General features: G+C 40.3%; 18 protein-coding genes. 9 read left to right on the plus strand and 9 right to left on the minus strand.

The genetic code is table 11. From position 1 onward, the window contains the following. The 6 genes from C7972_RS12220 to C7972_RS12245 all read left to right on the plus strand — a co-directional run bounded on the left by C7972_RS12220 (position 1) and on the right by C7972_RS12245 (position 7770). Positions 1–960: a D-ribose ABC transporter substrate-binding protein gene (locus C7972_RS12220; protein WP_110356462.1), complete on the plus strand. Its 960-nt coding sequence runs from the start codon at positions 1–3 to the stop codon at positions 958–960. Then, entirely contained in the window at positions 944–1582 is a 639-nt protein-coding gene (locus tag C7972_RS12225; protein WP_110356463.1) for a DUF2291 family protein, read from the plus strand. Before C7972_RS12220 ends, C7972_RS12225 begins: the two co-directional genes overlap by 17 nt. A 3-nt stretch (positions 1583–1585) precedes the next feature. After that, on the plus strand, positions 1586–3103 hold the full coding sequence (locus C7972_RS12230; RefSeq protein ID WP_220020899.1) for a sugar ABC transporter ATP-binding protein: 1518 nt from the start codon (positions 1586–1588) through the stop codon (positions 3101–3103). 6 nt (positions 3104–3109) lie between these two features. Further along, entirely contained in the window at positions 3110–4078 is a 969-nt protein-coding gene (locus C7972_RS12235) for an ABC transporter permease (RefSeq protein ID WP_110356464.1), read from the plus strand. 42 nt (positions 4079–4120) lie between these two features. Beyond that, positions 4121–5620: a glycerol kinase GlpK gene (locus C7972_RS12240; protein WP_110356465.1), complete on the plus strand. Its 1500-nt coding sequence runs from the start codon at positions 4121–4123 to the stop codon at positions 5618–5620. Positions 5621–5751: 131 nt separating this feature from the next. Beyond that, positions 5752–7770: a glycoside hydrolase family 127 protein gene (locus C7972_RS12245; protein WP_110356466.1), complete on the plus strand. Its 2019-nt coding sequence runs from the start codon at positions 5752–5754 to the stop codon at positions 7768–7770. A gap of 12 nt (positions 7771–7782) precedes the next feature. On the opposite strand, the gene C7972_RS12250 is transcribed toward C7972_RS12245, so the two are convergent. Further along, positions 7783–9210: a nucleoside hydrolase-like domain-containing protein gene (locus C7972_RS12250; RefSeq protein WP_110356467.1), complete on the minus strand. Its 1428-nt coding sequence runs from the start codon at positions 9208–9210 to the stop codon at positions 7783–7785. A gap of 649 nt (positions 9211–9859) precedes the next feature. On the opposite strand from C7972_RS12250, the gene C7972_RS12255 reads away from it, so the two are divergent. After that, entirely contained in the window at positions 9860–10027 is a 168-nt protein-coding gene (locus C7972_RS12255; protein WP_110356468.1) for a lmo0937 family membrane protein, read from the plus strand. A gap of 366 nt (positions 10028–10393) precedes the next feature. Then, positions 10394–11416 carry an AI-2E family transporter gene (locus C7972_RS12260; protein ID WP_110356469.1) on the plus strand — a complete coding sequence of 341 codons (1023 nt, stop codon included), beginning with the start codon at positions 10394–10396 and terminating at the stop codon, positions 11414–11416. Between the two features lie 220 nt (positions 11417–11636). On the opposite strand, the gene C7972_RS12265 is transcribed toward C7972_RS12260, so the two are convergent. The 3 genes from C7972_RS12265 to C7972_RS12275 form a co-directional block, all read right to left on the minus strand. Then, positions 11637–11822 (minus strand): CsbD family protein, encoded by a 186-nt coding sequence (locus C7972_RS12265; RefSeq protein ID WP_110356519.1) that lies wholly within the window; start codon positions 11820–11822, stop codon positions 11637–11639. Positions 11823–12006: 184 nt separating this feature from the next. Next, on the minus strand, positions 12007–14322 hold the full coding sequence (locus tag C7972_RS12270; protein WP_258364836.1) for a BamA/TamA family outer membrane protein: 2316 nt from the start codon (positions 14320–14322) through the stop codon (positions 12007–12009). A 4-nt stretch (positions 14323–14326) separates the two neighbouring features. Next, complete coding sequence (locus C7972_RS12275) at positions 14327–19315, minus strand: translocation/assembly module TamB (RefSeq protein WP_181422876.1); 4989 nt, start codon at positions 19313–19315, stop codon at positions 14327–14329. A gap of 368 nt (positions 19316–19683) precedes the next feature. Between C7972_RS12275 and C7972_RS12280 the strand changes: the two genes are divergently transcribed. Next, positions 19684–20580, plus strand: a complete 897-nt coding sequence (locus C7972_RS12280; RefSeq protein ID WP_110356472.1) for a DUF808 domain-containing protein — start codon at positions 19684–19686, stop codon at positions 20578–20580. Positions 20581–20635: 55 nt separating this feature from the next. On the opposite strand, the gene C7972_RS12285 is transcribed toward C7972_RS12280, so the two are convergent. The 5 genes from C7972_RS12285 to C7972_RS12305 form a co-directional block, all read right to left on the minus strand. Then, entirely contained in the window at positions 20636–20851 is a 216-nt protein-coding gene (locus tag C7972_RS12285) for a hypothetical protein (protein WP_110356473.1), read from the minus strand. Position 20852: 1 nt separating this feature from the next. Next, positions 20853–21521 (minus strand): hypothetical protein, encoded by a 669-nt coding sequence (locus tag C7972_RS12290; protein WP_146216315.1) that lies wholly within the window; start codon positions 21519–21521, stop codon positions 20853–20855. 86 nt (positions 21522–21607) lie between these two features. After that, positions 21608–22705, minus strand: a complete 1098-nt coding sequence (locus C7972_RS12295; RefSeq protein WP_110356475.1) for a hypothetical protein — start codon at positions 22703–22705, stop codon at positions 21608–21610. Next, the gene (locus C7972_RS12300) at positions 22680–23225 is read right to left on the minus strand and encodes a hypothetical protein (RefSeq protein ID WP_110356476.1); all 546 of its coding nucleotides are present in this window, start codon (positions 23223–23225) and stop codon (positions 22680–22682) included. The genes C7972_RS12295 and C7972_RS12300 overlap by 26 nt, the downstream gene beginning before the upstream one ends. Next, positions 23225–23764: an RNA polymerase sigma factor gene (locus C7972_RS12305; RefSeq protein ID WP_110356477.1), complete on the minus strand. Its 540-nt coding sequence runs from the start codon at positions 23762–23764 to the stop codon at positions 23225–23227. Before C7972_RS12305 ends, C7972_RS12300 begins: the two co-directional genes overlap by 1 nt. Between the last annotated feature and the right edge of the window lie 189 nt (positions 23765–23953).

The following is a 23953-nucleotide window of genomic DNA, read 5'->3' on the forward strand; positions in this document are numbered from 1 at the left end:
ATGGGCAAACAATTTTTTTCAGGTATAGTAAAAGCCATAGTCCCGATCATTATTGGGTTCCTGCTATTGGGCTGTGCCCAAAGGGATGATAAGGGGCCCAAGAAAATAGCGGTGGTTATTTCCACTCTGAACAACCCATGGTTTGTGGTATTGGGCGAATCGGCTGCCACCCGGGCAAGGGAACTGGGCTATGAGACCACCATCTTCGATTCGCAAAATAATACGGCCAAGGAGGCAGAACATTTTGAAAATTTAATCGCCGCGGGATACAGTGCAATATTGTTCAATCCTACCGATGCCGAGGGGTCGGTCAGCAATGTAAATAGGGCCAAACAAGCGGGTATTCCAACTTTTTGTATGGATAGGGAAGTAAACTCCTTGGAAGGTCCGGTTACCCAGATAATTTCCGATAGTTTTTCGGGCTGTGTGGATTTAGGGCAATATTTTGTCAGGCAAATGAACAAAAGTGGTAAATATGTAGAGCTGTTGGGCCTTGTTGGAGATAATAACACATGGAACCGTTCCAAAGGCTTTCATAGTGTGGTGGATTATTTCCCGGATTTAAAAATGGTAGCGCAACAAAGTGCCGATTTTGACCGTAGTAAGGCCATGGAAGTGCTGGAATCGGTACTACAGTCCAACCCTGATATAGATGCCGTTTTTTGTGGTAACGATGCCATGGCCATGGGAGCCTATCAGGCCTTGGTCTCGGTAGGGAAGGCCGATAGTGTAATGGTATTCGGATTCGATGGCTCACAGGATGTTATGGATGCCATTAAGGATAAAAAGATTATGGCCACAGCCATGCAATCCCCAAAATTTATGGCCCAGACAGCGGCAGAATTGGCCGATAAATATTTGCAGGGAGAACGCGATATGCAGAGAAAAATGCCTATCGCCGTTGAAATTGTAACTCAGGATAATATAAGTGAATTTGAGGCCTATGGCAGTGAAGAATAGTATAAAAAAACCAATCAAATACCTCTTGATTGCACTACTGGTCGGAGTGGCTTTGTACAACTCGGTTTATTTTGAACCGTTGGATGAGAGGCATATCGCCCAAAAAAAAGGTGTTTTTGATCCCGATGCCTTTGCACAAAAGTTTATGGAAACAAAATTAACTGGACTCCCGGCAATGGAGGCAGGGCAATTTATGGAAGCATTGGAACAGGACCTTGAGCAATTTACTGCTGAAAAGGGGCGCAAAATGGGAATAAGCAATGATTACTATTTCATAGTGGAAGGCAATGGGATAGTGTTGGATATAGGAAATGAAAATGTTCGTATCAAGCTTGAAGGAGTCGCTGATTCTGAATTACTTATAGCTACGGACTTTATATTTGGGAATGCCATACGTGAAGGCTCTGGAATGGCCAGTATTGGCGATTTTCAAAACACTATGGATTTTAACAGCATCTCGGTAGCCGTTAACAATAGGGTGAGAACAGATGTAGTTCCTCCTTTTTTAAATGAAGTGGAAGAAGGCGATCACGTTTATTTTAAGGGTGCAGTAGAGGTAAATACGAAACATCCAGATCTTCCGAATTTAAGAATCATTCCTTTAATTTTAGAAATAGAATAGACTGTGGGGGAGGAAAACATCATACTAAGGGCAGATAATATCACCAAAAAATTTGCAGGTGTTACCGCGCTTAATGGGGTTTCGCTCAATGTTCATCGAGCTAAGGTCAATGTTATTGTAGGCGAGAACGGGGCAGGGAAATCTACATTGATGAAAATACTGTCCGGAGTATACCCCGAATATGAGGGCACACTGCTACTGAACGGGGAGAAAGTAAATTTCTCGAGCCCAAAAGAGGCCATGAAAAGTGGTATAGCGATCATACATCAGGAACTTAATCTTATCCCTTATTTAAGTATCACAGCCAATATCTTTCTAGGGCGCGAAATCGTGGACTCCTTTGGTATGCTGGATTTCAAGAAAATGAACCAAATGGCCAAGGCCCTTTTAACGCGGTTGGAATGCGATGTGCCGCCAACAACGTTGGTGGCCAAGTTAAGGGTAGGCCAACAGCAGCAAGTGGAAATTGCCAAGGCACTTTTGGAAGATGCCAAAGTAGTGATAATGGACGAGCCCACCTCTGCAATTACCGATGCCGAGGTGGAAGTGCTTTTTAGGATTATCGCTACATTAAAAAAACAAGAGGTGTCCATTCTGTATATATCCCATAAATTGGAGGAGCTGTTTAAGATAGCGGACCGCTTTATTGGATTGCGGGATGGGAAAATGGTTGGTACCATTGAAAATGTTTCACAAGCAAAAAAAGAGGACCTTATTCGTTTGATGGTCGGGCGCGATATCAAAAATCTTTATGTTAAGGAAGACTTGCCTCTGGGTAAGGAGGTGTTAAGGGTAGAAGGTATTTCCCTGCCTAAGCATACCATAAAATCTGAATACCTGGTAAAGGATGTGAGTTTTAACCTGCGAAGGGGAGAAGTGCTGGGCATTTTTGGTCTGATGGGAGCGGGCAGAACCGAATTACTGGAGACCATTTTTGGACTACATTCCAAAACCATGGTCGGAGATATCTATATAGACGGACAAGAGATAAGGATTACCTCGGCCATGGACGCCGTTGCCAATGGAATGGGATTGGTACCGGAAGATCGCAAGGCGGATGGTTTGGTATTACAGATGCCCATTTTTAAGAACATCAGTATGGCCAGTATAGACCAGATAGTGAAAAATGGATTATTGAATTCGGGTTTGGAAATGGATTTGGCTCATAAATATATAGGCAACCTCAACGTAAAAACGTCTTCCCCCGGCCAAAAATCAGAAAATTTAAGTGGGGGCAACCAACAAAAAGTAGTGTTGGCAAAATGGTTGGCAACAACCCCTAAAATACTTTTTCTGGATGAACCAACCCGAGGCATTGATGTTAATGCCAAAAACGAAATATATCATTTGATAAATAACCTTGCCAAGGAGGGACTTGGGGTCCTGGTGGTCTCTTCGGAACTTCCTGAAATTATGGCCATTTGCGATAGGATTTTAGTGATGGGAACATCGCGTATTACTGGAGAATTTAGCCAAAAGGAGGCCACCGAAGATAAAATAATGAACGCTGCAATTTTATAATTAAAAATGGATATAAAAACGACTATCATTAAATTCCAATCCATCATTGCCCTTTTTGTACTGTGCGTGGTATTGGCCTTAATGTCCGATAAGTTTCTGACCATGGAAAACGGGTGGAATATTATGCGGCAAATCTCGGTAAATGTATGCATATCCGTAGGGATGACCTTGGTAATATTGACCAGGGGTATAGATCTATCAGTGGGTTCCATATTAGCTTTTAGTGGTGCAGTGGCTGCGGGGCTGTTAAAATTTGGTATTGATATGCCTTCCTTGAATCTCTATATTGGCTTTACGGTATTTGGCGCAATTTTGGGAGGTTTCGTTGTAGGTGGGGGACTGGGACTTTTTAATGGATGGATGATTACTCAATTTAAGGTTCCTCCATTTGTGGCAACCTTGGCCATGTTGACCATTGCCAGAGGAGCAACAATGCTTTGGACAGGGGGTTTTCCTATAACTGGATTGGGACCCAATTTTGCATTTATCGGTACAGGTTGGTTTTTGGGGATTCCTATGCCGGTCTGGATAACTGTTATTGTGGTTGCTATTGCGGTTGTCATAACCAAAAAAACCAAATTCGGGAGGTATATTTATGCCATTGGGGGCAATGAGAGTGCTGCACGTCTTTCAGGGTTAAATATCAATAAAATAAAAATTTGGGTGTATGCCATTGCCGGTATTTTAGCAGCTGTGGGAGGAATTATACTTACCTCCCGATTGGATTCCGCACAGCCCAATGCGGGATTTAGTTATGAGTTGGATTCCATTGCCGCAGTAGTTATAGGGGGAACATCCCTGTCCGGAGGTAGGGGGTCCATCATGGGAACGGTACAAGGCGCACTCATCATTGGGGTGCTCAATAGCGGTTTGGTTTTGCTGAACGTCTCCCCTTTCTGGCAACAGATTATTAAGGGCTTTGTTATTTTAATAGCCGTAATAATGGATAGGGTAAACCACCCCAATGAAGACTAACGCATGCTAAAATAAATAAGGCACTAATCCACTATATAAAGAATGGCCAAATCCTATATTTTATCCATAGACCAAGGTACGAGCGGTACAAAAGCATTAATTTTTGATGGCTTGGGGAATTTGGTTTCCAAAGCATCGGAGCCGCTCAAATCCTATTATCCCTTTCTAGGTTATGTGGAACAAGACCCCAATGAACTATACCAGAATGTTCTTACAGCCGTTGGGAAATGTTATAACGAATTTGTTCAAAGTTTTCCTGCTGAAGAAAAGAACATTATTTCCTGTGGAATTTCCAATCAAAGGGAGACCTTCGTTGTTTGGGACAACTTTGGCACACCTTTACACAATGCCGTGGTGTGGCAATGTAAACGTTCAGTGGCCATCTGTGAAGAATTAAAGCAACATGATCTGGAACAAATGGTCAACGCCAAAACAGGACTTACCATAGACCCCTATTTTTCGGCAACCAAAATGATGTGGCTCAGGCAGAACAATACGGCCATAGATGAGGCCATAAAACAGGGAAATGCCAACTTTGGAACCATTGATACTTGGTTGCTGTATATGCTTACCAACAAAGAAAAATACTATACGGATCATACAAATGCCACAAGGACCTTATTTTTTAATAGTTATGAATTGAAATGGGATGAAGGGCTACTGGATAAATTTGGATTGACTGGACTCAAACTTCCTGAAGTTTTGCACTCCTCAGCATTCTATGGTGAATCTGATTTTGGAGGAATTTTACCGGCCAAAATACCCATAACGGGAATGATAGGTGACTCCCATGCCGCTTTCTTTGGGGAGGAGTGTTTTACTACTGGGATGGCCAAAGCCACCTTAGGTACCGGGTCTTCCATATTATGGAATACGGGTAAAGTTGCCCAGCATAATAAAAATGGTATACTAACCACCATTGGTTGGAGTGCCCAGGGTAATGTAAATTATGCACTGGAGGGTGTTATCGTTAGTTGTGGCGCAACCTTGGAGTGGTTAAAAAATCAGCTTGGATTATTTGTGGACAATAAAGAGATAGAACCAATGGCCACCTCTGTTAGTGGGAATGAAGGAGTCTACCTTATTCCTGCATTTAGCGGTATGGGTGCTCCGCATTGGCAGAAGGAATGGAAAGCCTCGATCCACGGTATAGGTTTTGGGACTACAAAGGCCCATATAGTTCGTGCAGCACTGGAATCCATAGCGTTTCAAATAAAGGATGTGGTAGCTGCCATAGAAAATGAGACCCAAAAGCAGCTAAAGGAGTTGAAGGTAGACGGGGGGATCACGTCCAATCACTTTTTAATGCAGTTCTTGGCCGATATTTTGCAAACACCGGTCACCAATATTGGAATTTCCGATGTTTCTGCTAGAGGAGCGGCCCTTATTTCAGGCTTAGGCTTGGGATTTTGGCAAAGTATTGACGATTTGCCAAAACCGGGATATAAGGGTTTAATGACCTATCAACCCCGGAATATGTCCAAGGATTTACGCGACTCATACACTACTTGGCAAGAATTGATAGAAGAAAAAAAAAGGTGATATCATAATTTTGCGCTAAAAGATATATCCAGGAAATACGGTAATTGAGACACCGGGTCCATGGATTTTGAAGCTAGTCAATACCTTTAAAACATCTTGGGGCCAATGTGAATTATTATAAACGAACTGGTATGACACTAAAAAAATATATTTTGACCAACCTGATGGTTTTACTGACCATTGGGACATATTCCCAAAGTAAAGGTTTAGTTAATAATGTAAATAGTCCATATGCCAAATTGCAGAGTGTAGATCTTGATGCTGTACAGTGGACCCATGGTTTTTGGAAAGAACAGTTTGATGTGGAAAGGAATCATACCTTGACCTACATGTGGCAGCTTTACCATAGCGATACCACGCATGCATACAAGAACTTTGAGATTGCCGCTGGGTTGATGAAGGGCAAACACAAAGGCCCTTCGTTCCATGATGGGGATTTTTATAAACTTTTTGAAGGTATGGCCGCTGTCTATGCAGTTACCAAAGCCCCCGAGCTAGACACCCAAATGGATGAGGCAATAGCCCTGATATCCAAAGCCCAAAGAAAGGATGGCTACTTGCATACCCCAGTTTTGATAGAGGAGCGTTGGGGCACCTTGGGACCAGAAAAATTGCAAAAGCAATTGGGTTTTGAAAAGTATAATATGGGCCATTTGATGACGGCCGCCTGTGTACATTATAGGGCCACAGGTAAAGATAATTTTCTAAAAGTGGCCGAGGGTGTTGCCAACTTCTTGTACGACTTCTATAAACAAGCATCTCCCGAGTTGGCACGGAATGCCATATGTCCGTCGCACTATATGGGAGTGGTTGAAATGTACCGCACTACAAAGGACCCCAGATATTTGGAACTGGCCAATAACCTGATCAATATTCGCGGGACTACCGAGGACGGTACAGATGATAACCAGGATAGAATACCTTTTAGAGAGCAAATGAATGCCATGGGGCATGCCGTGAGGGCCAATTATCTGTATGCCGGGGTCGCAGACCTCTATGCCGAAACAGGGGAAGAACAACTTTTGAAAAATCTCAATGTCATTTGGGAGGATGTGGTGTATAGCAAAATGTATATTACCGGTGCTTGCGGTGCTTTATATGATGGGGTTTCCCCTGACGGTACCTCCTATAGACCCTCCGAAGTACAAAAAATACATCAGGCCTATGGTAGGCCTTATCAATTGCCCAATGCTACGGCCCATAACGAAACATGCGCCAACATAGGCAATGTTTTGTGGAATTGGAGAATGTTGCAATTAACTGCAGAATCCAAATATGCAGATGTTGTAGAGCTGGCCTTGTACAATAGTGTGCTTTCCGGAATAGGTCTAAATGGTAAGGAATTTCTTTACACCAACCCACTTGCGGTTAGCAAAAACCTGCCCTTTCAACAACGATGGGGCAATGAAAGGGAAGGGTATATTTCCAAGTCGAACTGTTGCCCCCCAAACGTTACCCGTATTTTGGCAGAAGTGGGCAACTTTGCTTATAGCCTTGGGGCACAAAGTTTGTATTTCAATCTATATGGAAGCAATCATTTAAAAACAACCCTTGAAAACGGGTCACTTTTGGAGATTGAACAAAGGACGAATTATCCATGGGATGGAACGGTTCACATTACGCTAAAGGAAATACAGAAAAAAGAGTATTCCATTTATTTACGAATCCCTGGCTGGGCTTCCGAAGTTGATATCTCGGTCAATGGAAAACAATGGCTGGGTAAGCCCGACCCCGGATCCTATTTTGAAATTAAAAGGATATGGAGATCAGGGGATGAGGTATTACTTAATTTATCCATGCCAGTTCAATTAATGGAGGCCAACCCCTTGGTTGAGGAGGTAAAAAATCAAATTGCGGTAAAAAGGGGCCCCTTGGTGTATTGTGTGGAGTCCAAGGATCTTCCCCAAGATATGGATATCAATGAATTAATTTTTGATAGGAATGCAATTTTTCAGCCTGAAATGATTCAGATCCAGAATAGGGAAATACTATCATTAAAGACCAATGCCTTTGGAAAGGATAATAACTGGGATAAAAAACTATACCGTCCCATTGGTCCGTCAAATAATAGCTTTCCCTTGAGGTTGATTCCTTATTATGCCTGGGGCAACAGGGGCAAAGGAGAAATGACCGTATGGTTGGCTTATTAGTATTCCGGAGGACTAATTTGGAAGAACTGTCACAATAACGCGTTTGTACCTGGACAATGCTGGTGATCCCTTGTCCGATAGCTTCAAAATGAAATGAACGGTTTCCTTTTTTTCTACTTCCGGAGCTCTTAGGTTTACAATATGAACATTCTCGGCACCCAAATCTATTTTTTCTTTATACGAGCTTTCTTCTGGATAATGGAACCACAAATAACTAAGATTGTCACCATCAGGATCGGTAGATTTAAAAGCATCCAGGCTAAAGGCTTCACCGGAGCTTACCGTTAGTAGATCAGAATGGGTGAGCTCAGGTATGGGAGGGTGGTTTGCTTCTTCATAGGTCTGGGTGCACCAATCCATACGGGCGGCAAAATCATTTTGAAAATCGTCCCTCCAGCGCCATAACGTTACTTTATTATCCTTGAATGTAATGGTATCCCTTTTAACCGAACGTCCGTATTCCTTAGGAATGTAAGGGGTGTAATTATCGACTGCATTGGTCCAAATTGGCCTGGTCTCGGGGGCAATGGTAACTATGGAGCCTCCTTTTTTTGTTTTTGAGAAATCTGGTTTGTATAATTCATACCGTCCTCCCCACGCACCCCATTCCGGATGTTCAGGTTCGTTAAGTCCGTTGGGTATTAACGATAAAAATGCTGGTGTATCCCCTTCTACGCCCCAAGCCACATCGGGATATTCACTTCCAAGAGGCCCATGGTCTTGTTGTATGTTCTGGGCTATCCAATTATTACTGATTACACTATTGTCTATTCCGTTTATATAACTATTGATGCCTGTCCATGTAGCAGAGGCGTAAAAATCTCCAGGACTAACAATATAAAACAGGTCTGGAAAATTGTTCCGTATCCAAATGCCACTATCATCTTGGTCCGAGATGGTATAGACCCGGAGTTTAGAAATTAATCGTTGTGCCTCTTTTTTACTTTTTGTTTTACGAATTTGCTCAAGGGATTGTGCTAAAGTATTAACCCCGCCCCACACTGAAATCCACAAAGGTCGATCATCTTTTTCTTCCAAAACTTTGATTATCCAGTCGGAACCCTCCGAGTTTTTTCCATCACCAACGCCCTTCATACCATATTCAGGAAGACCTTTTTTAATTAGTGCTGTCAATGTTTCTGGTTTGGGAAAACCAGCTTCATGCTTTAAAAGGTTGGGCTGTACTTTACCGTAGGCCCTAATGACCCTTTCTATAGATTCAGGGGCTATTCTATTCTGCAACCAGCAAGAGGTTGTTGCAACAATTCCCTTAATGTCAATTTGGTTCGAATACAAAAGCAAACGTACCAAGGATTGGGTGTCATCCGGGTCGGCTTCAATGTCGGTTAAAACAATTACCCTATTTTTTTGATTTATTTGGGCAAAAGTGGTGATAGAGCAGGCTAAACAAAAGGAAATAAATAAATAAAATGTTTTCATATCAATGGTGTTAATGGTTTTTTAAACTTTGAAAAATGGCTAGCCCTAGAGGGTATGATACTGCAAATTAGGTATTTATAATAATTTCTGGATATTTATTACACCCTTCGCTAATTTAACAATATTCCCTTCAACAAAAATGTCTTTGAGGGTTGAGTTTTGTCCCTTAACAAACACTTTTAATTTACTTTATCCGTTAAAGCAACTTAATCCAAAATCTTTAATTTGCCTGGGCTTTAATTCATTAAGTTTTATTTCAATTTAATGATAACACCAATTATAATAAGCTGTAATCATTGATGGGTATTTATTTGATTATAGGGGCGCAGGCATGAATGTGTTTTAAGTAGTTTACTTACAATTTAGATGCGATTTTTGAAAATGACCTGGACCAAAATATAAAGCCAACCAGAATAACCTGGATTTATTTTGCTATCGTTTAAATTTTTGTAAAAACTGGACCCGATCGCATTCCTAAAACGAGTTGATTGCATCAATAAATTTACCTAATGAATTACATTCCATCAAAACAAGTCTCTAAATTTATCATCGTCTAGAATCGAGTTGCTTGATTATTGAAAGGTAACGGACTCGGTTTTACAACAAGGCAATTGTAACTATAAAATTCCAATCACTAAAACTTGAAATTATGAGAAGTATACTTTGGTTAATCGCTGTAATTTGTATCATTATTTGGGCCTTGGGCTTTTTTGGCATTGTTGCCGGAATGGGCACCAGTAGCCTGATCCATATACTCTTGGTAATCGCCATTATTGCCGTTCTATACAATATTATATCGGGACGTAAGCCCCTTTAATATTTTTTCGGGCAACAAGGTTTGGGAACCAATGGCCACAACTGGTCCGAGCGGTCATTTCATTAGGATGGATATCACTAATGAAAATTGTAGGCCCGGTGAGCAGTCGGATCTATCCTATATTGGATTTCCTCCCTACTCGGAAAAGTGGAATTCATGCACTTGGGTATAGATCAACTAGCCCATAAGACGATATGAATTCCAAGGTTTATGGGGTCTTCACTTTCTAAGTCGAGTACGCATACACCGGCCTATCTGCCTTTGTAGCGATAGACAGGCTTGGCCTAAAGTAGATCAATAACAAATATATACAATAGTATAAACCTATCTATTTTGACCATTTTAAATTCATTTTGAGTGATTCCTATGACGTACATTAACCCTAAAATAGTTCGGCAAATATTTAGTTTACTCCTCATAATTATGTTGGGAGGGCTAATTTTTCATGCAATACTTCCTTACTTTTCCGGTGTTTTGGGAGCTATAACCATTTATGTGCTTTTACGTAGACCTATGTCCAAACTCGTTAAAAAGGGGTGGCCTCCTAACCTAGCTGCCATTTTTTTACTCATAGGATCGTTTGTCTGTATTTTATTACCTGTTTCAGGAATTGTTCTTATGCTGGGAAATAAAGTGGAGAGTGCCATTGAAAATTCCGAAAAAGTAATTGCAGCTGTGGAATCGCAGCTGGCAACGCTGGAAAATAAATTCGGATATGATTTTACTTCCCAAATCGATTTTAACGAAGTATCCAAATGGTTTTCACAAAACCTTTCCGGGCTTGCAGGAGGAACCTTTAATATGTTTATCGCTGTAGGTATTATGTATTTTATACTTTTCTATATGTTGACCAATCGCCGTGAGTTAAGGGAGTCATTGTTTGAATATATTCCCATAAATAAGGATAACCTTAAAATAATTGGTCAGGAAATTAGGGCTATGGTACGTTCCAATGCCTTGGGTATCCCACTTGTTGCTTTGGCACAGGGTATAATTGCCCTTATTGGTTTTTTATTGTTCGGCATTAATTCGCCTTTTTTTTGGGCGGTTATAGTTACCATTGGTTCTATGGTACCCTTTATTGGGGCAATGTTAGGGATAATTCCGGTATTTATTCTTTCATTGTCATCTGGCAATAGTTTTGATGCCTGGGGCATACTGTTATATGGTTTAATCGTAGTTGGGTCTACTGATAATCTATTCCGACTCTATGTACTTAAAAAGTTGGATAACGTACATCCTTTGATTACGTTGATTGGGGTAATTGTTGGGGTACCTATTTTTGGATTTATCGGCCTCATATTTGGCCCTTTACTAATAAGCCTTTTTCTAATAGTCGTAAGAATGTATAAAAAGGAATACACCAAAGACAATAAGGATAGACTTTAATTCCCGTTGTAATCCCCGATACTTTGGAACAGTAGCACGTTTTCTCTTTTCAGTTCTTTGTATGGTGTTAGCCGTTAAACCGTGCCCGCCCAAATAATATTGCAAAATTCCCAATAAGTACTATTTTTTACGTTTTATTGGATATAGATCTTCCCTAAAAAAAGCAACCCCTACCAATGGTAGGGGTTGTTGTAATAAAAATTAAACCGTGGTCGCGACATTACATATTGTCGATCTCTTCTTTTAATTGCTCTTTTGCCTTTCCGGTTTTTTCTTGTAAACGGCCTAAGAATTCGTCAAACTTACCTTCTGAATAAGTTAGGTCATTATCGGTAAGATCACCGTACTTTTGTTTGAATTTACCTTTGACTTGTTTCCATTTTCCTTCCAATTGATCACTGTTCATAGTCTTATTTATTTTAAGGTCTGCACTTATGGGCAGACAGGTTAATAATTTATCTTGTTTAAAATTAGACCTAAATACCAAAAGGCGATAATTCAAAAGATTCCATTTTTGATCCATTTAATGGGAAAGGAAAAGTTTATGATTTTTTTAATAAAACGATAGGGCTTTTACGTTTTAAGTCCTGTTAAAAAGGGTATCCGATAGCAAAATTGAAGATGAGATTATTGCTGCCACCATCAAAGAATGGGGTCCTGATACGATCCCCCTCCGGTAAGTAAGGGACTTGCAGGGGTGAAGCAAGATCAAATCGTATTACAAAACTCTGAATATCTATCCTAAGGCCCAATCCTAAGCCAATGCCCAATTCTTCGGCCCAATTGGAACCAAATTTTCCCTTGTTGAGCAATTCTTCATTAAATTCTCGACTGGCTACCGGTTCATCATCGGAAACCTCTATATCATTGGTCAACCATACGTTCCCGGCATCGGCGAAAACGGCGCCCTTTAGGTAAGACCATATGGGGAATCTATATTCCAAATTACCTTCCAATCTCAGATTTCCGGATTGGTCAAAAAATGAAGATGTGCCATTTTCCGTAGAACTGAATGTTCCTGGTCCCAACGATCTAGTTTTAAAGGCCCTAACACTATAGGGACCTCCGGAAAAAAATTGTTTCACAAAGGGTAGGGTAGTGGAGTTGCCATAGGGTATGCCCCATCCTGCGTAAAGTCTGCTCACTAGGGTCTGTTCCTTTCCCCATTTTATATAATATCGAAAATCTACATCGGCCTTGGCATATTGGGCATATTCCAATCCAAAAACTGTGTTGTCGGACCCACCTATAAGATGTAAGGTATTACCAGCAATATCTAAACTTGTTGAAATGAATATTGGGTGTTTTTTATTTACATCTACCAGTTCGTTATAAGTAAAAGTATAGTTGAGTCCAGCTATGAACTGCTGGTCGAAACTTTGTTTCAAAAATGGATTTTTTTCCAAAATTGCCGTAAATTCTTCAGTGGTATTGGACAGTTTTACGTAATTGATGCTAATGGGATTAAGCTCATGGTATGCAAACCTATTGGCATTCCAGGTATACCCAAAGGCAGTGTTGAACGAACTTAGGGTATAAAGTTTGGAGCGCTTTAAGAAATCGGTTCCCAGGCTAATTTTGGTCTTGGGTACGGCATATTTAAATTTCTTGGGAGAAAAGGGAAGGAGTCTAGGAATGATCAGATCTGTTTTAAGGCCTCCTGCTATACTACTAAGGCCTGTGTTCTTTCCTCCTGAAAGCTGTGTCTCATAGGCGAAGTTTCCGGTTAAGCTAAAGGTCTCGCCCCCCTTAAACAAATTTCGGTTATTGTAGGTGATGGCTACGCCCGGACCGGCAAAGCCATTGGATTTGGTTACGGCCTGCAATTCTGCACGCACCGACCTCTTGGTCAGGGGCGAAAGGTATATGTCTGCGGACAATGATCCTACACTATCCGTGGCGGAACTATCATTTTCATTGAATCTAATGTTAACGTATTTATAGGTGCCTAAGGATGATAGGCGATTGCTGGTCCGGCGGGCCATTCTTGAATTATATTTTTGACCAAGTCCGAACAGGATGTAAGGCTCGAGTTTTTTTGGTTTAAAAAATTCTTCTTTCTGAAAAAAACTTATACCGTTGATCAATGTGGCCCTTGAGGGTGTTAAGGTGTCTGTTTCTATGGAAAAGTTGGGGAATACAGAAATGGAATCGATGGTATAGGGGATAAGGGACTTTTTGGGAACATTTTTTTTAAGTCTCAAAAAAAGATCAAATTTCTTGTTGTCATAGCGATTGGTATCGACTTCAAAAATTAAAAAATCAGGATTAAAATTGTAATATCCCTTTTGTTTTAGTTCCTGGTCTATGCGTTCCCGCTCGTATTTCATCAGTTCCAGATCGAATCTTTGTCCTAGCCTTATTTCTGTTTGGGATAGAGCCTTGGATATATCCTTGTAAATTGGCAATGAATCTTTATCCAACTTAAATTGTTCAAGGGTATATGGCTGTTTTATTTCTGCATGGAACCTTAGTGCCGCATGTTTTTGGGTACTGTCTATTTTGGACGATACTTTGCTGTAAAAAAATCCACGATTGTCCAAGCGGTTCAGCATGAGTTGCTCTATACGTTGTGGATTTACATCCGATAAATATACCGGTTCTTCCCCCAGTTTTTTATTGAGCCATCTGTTTAAAAAACCAGGGTTCTTCTGCTGGGCTTTGTAATGGAAGTACAAGCCTGGTCTTATCCCCAGAATTTTGGAATTTGGTTCGGGTTCCAGAAGCGTATGCAGTTCCTGGGAAACTTTTTTGGTATTTCCTATTTCTCTATCGGATTCAATGTTGATCTCGGAACCGGTATATAAGGTTTCCCCATAGGGGATAAATTTACTTACACCACAGGAAAATAAATTTCCTATAATTAGCAAAATCAGCGCATAGCGATATGTGTTGGATGCTTTCAAAATTCTATTCTTTTTTTTGATCCCCCTTCTCCGTTCCATTTATTGTATCCGTTTCTTTCAGGGGGTTGAATAATTGACTAAACTTATTGAATTCCCTGTTGAAAATCAGGGCTATTCCTGTGACGATCAATTGGCCGTCTATGATATTTTCATACTCGTTCTTTCTGAAACCCCTTAGTCTATAGCGGCCATCTTTGGTAAGTAAATACTCTAGACTTACGTTGCCGATAATTGGAGTTTCATCTTGGCCGGATTGCGCACTTCCTTCCACATCCACAGCACTGCCTGCTGTTACCACCAATCTGTCATCGAACAATTTTTTCTTGGCATTGATGTTCAATTGGGTGCGCTCCTGTGGACTTTCGCCTTGGTAATCCGTAAAACTGTCCAGGTCAAAATCCACTTCAAATCCCGATTTGCCAAATACCTTATCGGAAAAGGCATTGATCTCTCCGGATAGCACTTTGTTTACATTGTCCCTGGCAATGGCTGCCGTACCTCCCGTACTTCCATCACTTCCTGAATCTGGATAAAATCTATTAAGGGCCAATAAGGAGAACACTTGTTTGTTCAACTCGGCTTCTTGTTGATTTAATTGTTGCACCCTACCGTAAACAGCTCCTCCAAGCGACCCTTGTTCATCTTCTGGCATATCCAATCTAAAGGATAACTTTGGTTTCAATAGTTCACCATCAACATTAAGGTAAACCAAAAAGGGCAGTACTTGTCTGTATTTATTGGTTACGCTTATATCTTCGCCAGAGGTAATGGACGACATGAGTGGTGTTGCGGAAGTTTCCACCTGATACACTGCGGTCACGTTCAGTTTGGCATCGGTGGGGTCGCCCTGCCATGTAATGGTACTACCGGGGTTGATTTCAAATCTTCGCTTTACCAGATTGTACAAAGAAGTTTCGTAATGCCCGGAATTTAGTTCGTACCTGCCCGTAAGGTTCGTTAATCCGTTGGGTTCCATATTTAGGTTTAAGGTAGCATTTCCAGAAACCCTTAGGTTATCTCCGGTACGTTCATCAATTATAATGTTAAAATCTGAATCGTCCGCGATTTCCAATATAACATTGACATCCATTCCCGAAAAAAAGGCTGGAGTTTCTTCTTGCTCATTTCTGGTAAGGATGGCATTGGGATTTTCACGGTTTACAAAAAGTACCACCCCTTCGCGTTCCTGCACATCCAACTGGGTTTTAGGAACTACATAGGTAATATCGGTTATTTTTCGGACACGGATCCGCCCTTCTATTACCGGGAGTTTTAAATAGCCTTTAACGTTTAGGTCCAAATCAAAGCTAGACTTTCCATAAAACAATTCGTTGTCTTCCTTTGTGGAGTTAAGGGCTTGAAATTGTTCGGCATTCAGGGTGAGATCAAATTTTGGGTTAGTTAGTTCTTCGGTGCCAATGGAACCATTCATTGTAAAGTTACTGCCATTGGCGTCTGTAATCTGAAAGTTGTCCAAATAAACCCCTTCATTATCCATTGTAAGGGTTTCATCGGAAATCTTAAAAACAGAATTTAAGCTCGACACATTAAAATCGGTGTTTTGAAAAGTAACGGAACCTGAATAAATAGGGGAAGTCGTCGTCCCTGAAACATCAATATTACCAGAAAGTGTTCCATGGGAGTCTTTCAACCCTCCTCGCGAGAATTTTTCTATAAATTGGAGGTCTATCTTATTGAGATCCAGGTCCAAATTTAATTGGGCGCCAGTTTTGGAGGCAGCATAATCCCCGTTAAGATCTATATCCGCGCCCCCACCTTTTAAGGCGAGATTAAAATCGTAGGTTCCATTTAATTTGGAATTGGCATTTAATTTTAGATTGCCCAGTGTATGTTCCAAAATTTCCAGATCGTTTATATTGAAATCTGCCACAATACCAGTGGCACCAAATAGGTTTTCAATGGTAAAATCCCCATTTACTATACCTGATGCCAAGGGCCTTTCGGGGTTTAGCATCGCTATAAAGGTCTGTAGCTTAAATTGTTCGAAGCTTAGGGTGATAGGCTGTGCCTCCGTTTCAGGAAGTCCACTTGCAAAACTCAGTTTTTGTGAATTTCTTTTCAATATTACATTGTTGAATTCCAAATGGTTTTCTGAAAATGATATACTGTTGTCCTCTGGAACACTCCATTTCGATTTGTTGAATATTAGTGAGGTGGGATTTATATGGAGTAGGGTGGTGTCCTTGGCATGGGACATTTCCGAGGCCAAGTGCGTTATTTTTTCTGCTCCGTCATAAGAACTAAAATCTAGTAATAATTGCCTATTGTACAACCTTCCTTCCAAAGTTGTTCTTCCAAGGTCTACGGGATCGGCCAGTAGTTTGGCCAGACCAGTTTTAAAACTCAGATTGGTTGCATCGCCATTTATGGAAAAGCTTAAACTGTCCAGGGCAATACCTTTATATCTGGCATAGGGTATTTGTATGTCCGACACCAAGCTGCGATTGGCAGCATCAAAATTGGCCTGTGCGCTTACGGAGTCCAATTGTTCCAAATCCCTTAAAAATATTTTAGTTAGAATGGAATTCGGAATTAATTTCAAATCCATTTTTAGTTTTAGGGAGTCGATAGGGGAGGTAGGCACTATCGAATCCCGAAAATAATTTTTAAAATATTGTTGTAAAGAAGAGTTTATGATTTGGGGAGAACCGTTGGAAAATAAATTTCCTGTCAGAAAATCACTGATAATGGCAACCTCCGTATTAAGGGTATCGATTTTGGATTTAATTTCCACTTCACCCAGTTGGTATTGTTGGCCGTCATATACGGCCAACCCATTTTTCACGGATGCATTCAATACAAAGTTTTTTGGATTGCCTGTATACTGGGCTTCCACATCCAGCCCAGCCTTAATATTCTCCGAAGTAATGCCCAAGGCCTGAAGGTCGGCACCAATAACATTTAGATGCAGGCCATATTTTGAATTGGAAGAATCCAGGCTTACCCTTGTTTGGGAAGTGAAATTTAGATTGTCATCTTTAAAATTGAGATTTATGTTGCCTTTTCCGTTACGGATTTTTCCATTTAATTCCAGATCGGAAAAATCATAATTCTTGTAGGTAAGTTGGTCGAATTTGGACCCAACCTCGGCATTCATGGTATTTAAACTGCTTCCACTTCCGCTTGCATTAATCCTAAAAGTCATAGTGCCCAGTTGATCATTGTTGAGCAACTTGCCCAACTCCAGTTCGCTTACCTGAAGGTCGCCATTGAAATTTATTGCTTCCAAATTGGTATAGTTGCCCGTGATGTGGGCAGTACCTTCAGGAATTTTTGCGAATAGCTCCCCAGAGATGTTTTTTAAACTGCCCTGCACTTTGGCCTCTACCACCATGGTAAGCGGCAGGGAAATGTCCAGGTCTTTTGCGGGCATAAACAACTGTAGATCTTCTTTTGTGGAGCTAACTCTTACCGTTGCAAAATCATAAGAAAGTGAATCGGGCTCTGTAGCCCATAATAGTTGGCCTTTACCTATCACGGCAGTGTTGTTCCAATTTAAATTTAAAGTAGACAGTGTCAAATCATTAAGTGTGCCCTTTAGATTTAAATCTCCTGTAACGGGATGTTGTTGGCCAATGGTAAAATATTCATTTTCCGCTAGGGTAGGTTTAAAATATAGGGCGTCTTTAAGTGCCAGTTTCATCTCCCTCAATTGCAGGTCTACCTTTGTATCCCCAGGGTAGTCTATCAGTTGCTGTATGGAAGGATATCCCAATGCAAAGTCTCCATTTATGGAACTTGAAGCGGTCTGCATTTTTAACCCGGCAATGGAGGCCGTGGTTCCGTTTAAACGGGCGGCCATGCTCATGTGGTTTAATGTAAAGCCACTTTTTTCCACGAATGAAAACTGGACTAGGTTTAGGTTGACATTTTTGGGTTGATAGTACAGGTCCGAGGCGTTCAAAGTAAGTTTGGATAACCCTAGATTGTTAGGGTTGAAGTGTTCTGCCTCAGATGATCCGTTATTAAGTTGATATTGGATCGAATTATTTTCGAGGGCAATTTTATCTGCCACCAATGAGAAATCGGGCCACGGAAAGTTTGGCTTTTGGGGTGTGGGTGTTGAAGCATGTGTCACCCCCGTATGATCTCTTAAGAGTTGCAGGGAGATGTCCGAGTTTTTTAGGGAGAGGAATTTTATGTCCATCTCATTTTTTGCCAGATGGGCTTTGGGGAGGTCCAGTTTAAACTCCCCTAATTTTATTGCCGCCACTACATTATCAGGAATGGATTGGTAATCTATCAGAATATTGTTGAAATTAAGGTCGTTGATCAACAAGAAAGGAAGTTTGCTGTCCGGGTTGTCCTTGGTTACCAACGGTTTGCTTTGTATATACTGGATATGGGTATCCGAAAATGCCACTTCGTCCAGCTCGTAATGCATAGATTCAAAATTGACCTTGTTGGCTTTCAAATAGAATGTACCCAAGGCAAGCTTGGCCTCCAAGCCCGATACCTTATCGTTATAGGATATTTGAAAGTCGGAAAAATCGAGAGTGCCAATTTTTAGCTTCATTGCTGCTGTGTCCGACTGTTGGGGAACGGTATCTTTAGGTGCCAAGGCATCTATTAAAAATTGGTAATTGAATTTCCCCGAACCTGAATTGCGTTTAATTTGAGCGCGTAAACCTTGCCATTTCAGGGACTTTAAATTCAACTCATTTCGGAATAGCAGAGCGCTAAGAGGCACATTGGCCTCAATGGATTTGGAGTACAACAAGGTATCCCCTTTTTTATCTTCCAGATACAAACCTTCCAATAGGGCTTTCCCTGAAAAAGTTATAAAAAGTTGATCTATTTCAACTTTGGTATTGGTCTTGTTGGATATGTAATCCGTTGCTTTGTTTACAATTAAATTCTGGGCCCATGGGCTTCTAATGATAAGTACCAAACCGATAAAAAGCAAGGCAAGTACCAAAACAACTTTGGCGCCCCTTTTTATAAATCGATATTTTGACTTGGTTAGTTTCATATTTCGTAGACCAAAGATCATCATTAGTGGAATAGAAAATGCGCTTTTACGAATCTTATGCTAACTTATTAAATAAAATATACGGGCAAATGATAATTGCTCCATTTTATTGGACCATTTTGGGCAAGTTTGGACCTGATTGGGCTTTTGGGGAGGTGGGATCCCGGTTTGGATAGGGGCGTTATGGGTTATTGGGGCAAGATTGAATTTTTTTGAGCCTAGGATTATTAGGAAAAGGACCTATTCTTGTAAATAAAATGTATGTAAAGGAATTATAAAATATATTTGCGGGTAGGGAGCGGTAGCCTTGGGGAGCTGATGACAATGGAGGATAAAATAATATAAATTATATAAGGAAGTGTAATCAAATGGCATCAGGATTTTTTGCTTTATTGGATGATATCGCCAGTTTAATGGACGATGTAGGGGCTATGAGTAAAATAGCCGGTAAGAAAACAGCTGGTATTTTGGGCGATGATTTGGCCGTAAATGCCGAAAAGGCTTCCGGTTTTATTTCTTCCCGGGAAATACCTGTGTTGTGGGCCATTACAAAGGGATCATTGCTGAACAAATTGATTATATTGCCCTTCGCCTTTCTGCTAAGTGCCTTTTTTCCATTGGCAATCACGGTAATTTTGGTGTTAGGTGGATTTTATCTGGCATATGAAGGGGCGGAGAAAATTTACCATTTTCTAGTACCCCACCACAAGCCAAAAGCAAGGAAGGTACAAACCCATTTGACCAAAGCGGAGATTTTACTCTTGGAGAAGGAAAAAATAAAATCGGCCATTATTACCGATTTTATTCTCTCAGTGGAAATAGTAATCATTGCTCTTGGAACAGTAGTTGAACAGTCTATTTGGACACAAGTAATAGTTGTTTCTATAATTGCATTGGTGGCAACGGCCGGGGTTTATGGTATAGTGGCGTTGATTGTAAGGATGGACGATCTGGGCCTTAAACTTATTGCCCTTAATGGCAGGAAGCGCAGTATATCCGATGCCATAGGGCAGTTTCTAGTGGCAGCCTTGCCGGTCGTTATTAAAAGTTTATCGGTAATAGGGACTATTGCCCTGGTGTTGGTGTCCGGGGGGATTTTTGTACATAACCTGGATTTTCTTCATCATTGGTTAGAGGCATTGCCGGCAATATTGGGGGAATTTTTAGCCGGTCTGGTTATAGGTTTACTTTGTTTATTGATTGTTATGGTATTTAAAAAGGGCTTTGCCAAGATATGGCCCAAACGGGATACCGACCAAAAATGAACAGGTGAAGGGATACCTTTTAAAATTGGGAAAAGGCCATTTTGGTGATTCTTATTTACTCCATATTTGATTGCAACGCTAAGTTTTTTCTTAGCTCCATGTCCGATACCCATTGAAAATTAATTGGATACCATTGGTCTCTGAGGATGGACCCATTTGATGATTCAACCTTATTTCTTTTTATAAAAACCTGATTGTCCTCGGAGAATACGTGTTGGGTCTCAATAACATCGTGGCAAATGCTGCAAAGGGTATTGGTTCTATTTTTCATATTAAAGATTTTGTTTATATCTGTTCCTGCCCATGTTGAAAATACCTACTTTAACACCTATCCCTGCTGAGAAGCCATTTATTCGCTTAATGGGGTCAAAGTTATTCTTGTCGTTTACACTACTGGAAAACCGGTACTTTACTCCGGCCTCCAATTGTAAATATCTGGAAATATTGAATAAGGCGTTTATCCCAGGTTCAACTATAAATAAGGCCTGTGCATTATCTTCAAATTCCTGTTCGTCAAAATCATGATCATTGTAGTTGTCATCTATGTAACCCATGCCTCCAGCTCCTATTAGCACTGGAAATGATAGGTTTACCAAAGACTTGCTAAAAAAGATAGGTTCTAAATGTAGGCCTCCATAGGCCCCGATTAGATCTTCATCATAACTGGATATGCCCCTGTAAATGTTTTGATCCGAATAGAAGAAAGTACCTACAAAACCTATTTCGAATTGTTGGTTGGCCACGTATGCCACTTTTAAACTGGTAAAGAAGGTGTCCTTATCCTCAATCTCCCCATAGTGGGTAGTTAAGCCTAGGTAGACCCCATGTACTACATTGTTTCGATCGTTAAATTCTACATAATCGCCAGTAATATCCTGGGCAAAAGTGGGAAGAATGAATCCCAATAAAAAGGGAAGTAAAATGGCTGTGTTTAATTTCATGCTCTTTGATTTTTGATTGATGATGTTATAGTAGACAACAAACTCTTTAAAAAGTTGCATTTTTTTTACATTTTTTTTTAAATAAATTAAAGCTCCTTTAAAAGTATTACCCCTTTTTCTCCAGTAATGGTAATGGAACCCTGTTTGGATTTGCCGTAAGTAGCCTTAATATCGCGTATTCTTTTTCCCTTATCGATCATATGGGTTTCCACATTTTCGAAGGTTTTTGGAAGTCGCAACAACCCTTCTTCCAAGGTTGCATTAAATCTAAAGGAGAATTCCTGAACATTGAGAACAATTTCCGACGACTGTTGCTGAATGTTGATTTTGGCATCGGCACTGTGAATGGTCAATACTTTAAATTCCGCAATTTTCATTACCAAATCAATTTCATCATCAACATTGGCCAACTGCAAGTTGGTAAATTCGAGTTCTCCATGTACGGATTCAACTTCGTTGATGGTAATTTCATCTTTGCTGGAATAGATTTCCAAGGAGGAAATTTCATCCAAATCCATTACCGAACCACTACTGGTCAATCTTAAGTCTTTGGATTTACCAAGTGATAAATTCCCGTTTTTTATATTTATACTGCCATAGTTTATATTCTTAGCCTTTAGTTTACCGAATTTTAAGGTGATGTCAGCGTTTTTTAGATTCTTATTGACCCATATATCACCATGTTGAACGTCTATTCTCAATTTACCGGTCCAATCCTCCAAAATTACATCGCCGAACTTATTATTGATATCCACCACGGCATTGGATGGTAAATAAATGGAATAATTTATCTGTATATTACTTCGGTCGAAGTCGAACGGATTTGCTTTGCTGAAATACTCGGCTAAAAAGCCTTTGTTTTTTTCTGCAATTTCCGAGCTTATAGTCACAAAATCGGTCATGGATTTAATCCTAGGTTCTATCCTATCCAATAGGTTTTGTGCGTTCTCCTTTTTTTTGTGGCTGGTTATTACATCTACAGTAATGGAAATATTGTTCTTGGACCACCCATGGATGGTTATGTTGCCGTATTTGTTGTCTACTTGGAGTTCTCCTGCATTGGTCATTTCAAAAGTCTCCGATATGGTTTTAGACACTTGTTCCTGAGCTAGCATCAAATTGGTTATTAGGACCATGGCTAGGCACAATAGCGAATTTTTATAAGGTGTATCCATAATCGTCATTTATCATTTTTGAATCATTTATTTGCTTCAATAGGTTTTCTATGAGTTCAATCCTTTTTTTATAATTGCCAATAATAGCTTCCAGGACCCGTTCATTGCCCAGATTTTTTTCCATTTCCAATTTTAAAACTCCGTATTCTTCATCCAATTCATCCATAAACGATAGAAATTCATCTTTGTCCTCCTGTGATAAGTCGGGATGATTCTTTACCAATTGCACCTGGTGCTGTACCAAGTTGCTATAATGCATGTCAATGTCCAGCAGTTCTTGGGAGACTACCCCGTTCTGCCTGTTGGACTGGTATCCGCCATATACGGTAATCCCGATTAGGGAAGTCAAAAGCAGGACCAATACAATACTGGCCGCCACACGCAATAAAGGGGATTTCCATAACGGAACTACCTTTGGCTTGGAATTGTCCAGTTCCGATTCTATATTGGCCCACATTTTGGATCTATCCGCCTTGTGTTCATCGAACAATGCCTTGTTGTCCCTTATATGTTTTTCAAAATAATCCATTATATTTCTTTTATAATTTCAAGTAACTTTTTCTTTGCCCTGTGGTACTGGGATTTGGAGGTGGATTTTGATATTTCCAAAATTTCCCCTATCTCCTCGTGGTCGTACCCTTCTATCAAGTATAGATGTATAATCTGCTGGTAACCGGGCGGCAGCTTTTTTATCCCTCTTTTTACCTTTTCTATATCAATGTCCTCTATATTTTCAATAGGTTCTTCAGTGAGATGATATTCATGGTCAATAATCGGCACTAAAGAAATTCGCTTTAGTTTTAGATGGTTGATACTTTTATTGATTACAATTCTTTTTAGCCAAGATCCAAAAGTGCTCTCATACCTAAAATTCCCCAAATTTTTAAATGCTTCCACAAAACTGTCCTGTACGGTATCTTCAGCATCCTCCTTACTGCACAACATCCTCATACTAACATTGTACATAGCATCTACATACTGTTCATACAATTGAAACTGTGAGTTTCGGTCGCCCAACTTGCTTTTTTCAACAAGTTCCTGGTGTGTAAAACGGATATTGGTTTTCAACTAAAAAATGGTTTTAACGGTCCAATCAGGGGAAATTTCAAAATAATAGACAAGCAATGGTTGAAAAAGTTGCATCAAATGGAAACTTTTTTTTGTAGAATTTAATTCCACTCATAATCCTACACTGTAAAAGCCCCTAAATAGCGCCCTTTTCCAAAGAATAAAGACAGCAGTCGAAAATTGACCTAA

This window comes from Arenibacter sp. ARW7G5Y1 (assembly GCF_003201775.1).
GTDB lineage: Bacteria > Bacteroidota > Bacteroidia > Flavobacteriales > Flavobacteriaceae > Arenibacter.

Excerpts from the sequence above, each read along its gene's own strand:
- C7972_RS12235 (WP_110356464.1), top strand. The coding sequence starts at position 3,110 with ATGGATATAAAAACGACTATCATTAAATTCCAATCCATCATTGCCCTT.
- C7972_RS12290 (WP_146216315.1), bottom strand. The coding sequence starts at position 21,521 with ATGAAATTAAACACAGCCATTTTACTTCCCTTTTTATTGGGATTCATT.
- C7972_RS12255 (WP_110356468.1), top strand. The coding sequence starts at position 9,860 with ATGAGAAGTATACTTTGGTTAATCGCTGTAATTTGTATCATTATTTGG.
- C7972_RS12225 (WP_110356463.1), top strand. The coding sequence starts at position 944 with ATGGCAGTGAAGAATAGTATAAAAAAACCAATCAAATACCTCTTGATT.
- C7972_RS12245 (WP_110356466.1), top strand. The coding sequence starts at position 5,752 with ATGACACTAAAAAAATATATTTTGACCAACCTGATGGTTTTACTGACC.
- C7972_RS12295 (WP_110356475.1), bottom strand. The coding sequence starts at position 22,705 with ATGACGATTATGGATACACCTTATAAAAATTCGCTATTGTGCCTAGCC.
- C7972_RS12220 (WP_110356462.1), top strand. The coding sequence starts at position 1 with ATGGGCAAACAATTTTTTTCAGGTATAGTAAAAGCCATAGTCCCGATC.
- C7972_RS12275 (WP_181422876.1), bottom strand. The coding sequence starts at position 19,315 with ATGAAACTAACCAAGTCAAAATATCGATTTATAAAAAGGGGCGCCAAA.
- C7972_RS12265 (WP_110356519.1), bottom strand. The coding sequence starts at position 11,822 with ATGAACAGTGATCAATTGGAAGGAAAATGGAAACAAGTCAAAGGTAAA.
- C7972_RS12285 (WP_110356473.1), bottom strand. The coding sequence starts at position 20,851 with ATGAAAAATAGAACCAATACCCTTTGCAGCATTTGCCACGATGTTATT.
- C7972_RS12300 (WP_110356476.1), bottom strand. The coding sequence starts at position 23,225 with ATGGATTATTTTGAAAAACATATAAGGGACAACAAGGCATTGTTCGAT.
- C7972_RS12240 (WP_110356465.1), top strand. The coding sequence starts at position 4,121 with ATGGCCAAATCCTATATTTTATCCATAGACCAAGGTACGAGCGGTACA.
- C7972_RS12260 (WP_110356469.1), top strand. The coding sequence starts at position 10,394 with ATGACGTACATTAACCCTAAAATAGTTCGGCAAATATTTAGTTTACTC.
- C7972_RS12250 (WP_110356467.1), bottom strand. The coding sequence starts at position 9,210 with ATGAAAACATTTTATTTATTTATTTCCTTTTGTTTAGCCTGCTCTATC.
- C7972_RS12280 (WP_110356472.1), top strand. The coding sequence starts at position 19,684 with ATGGCATCAGGATTTTTTGCTTTATTGGATGATATCGCCAGTTTAATG.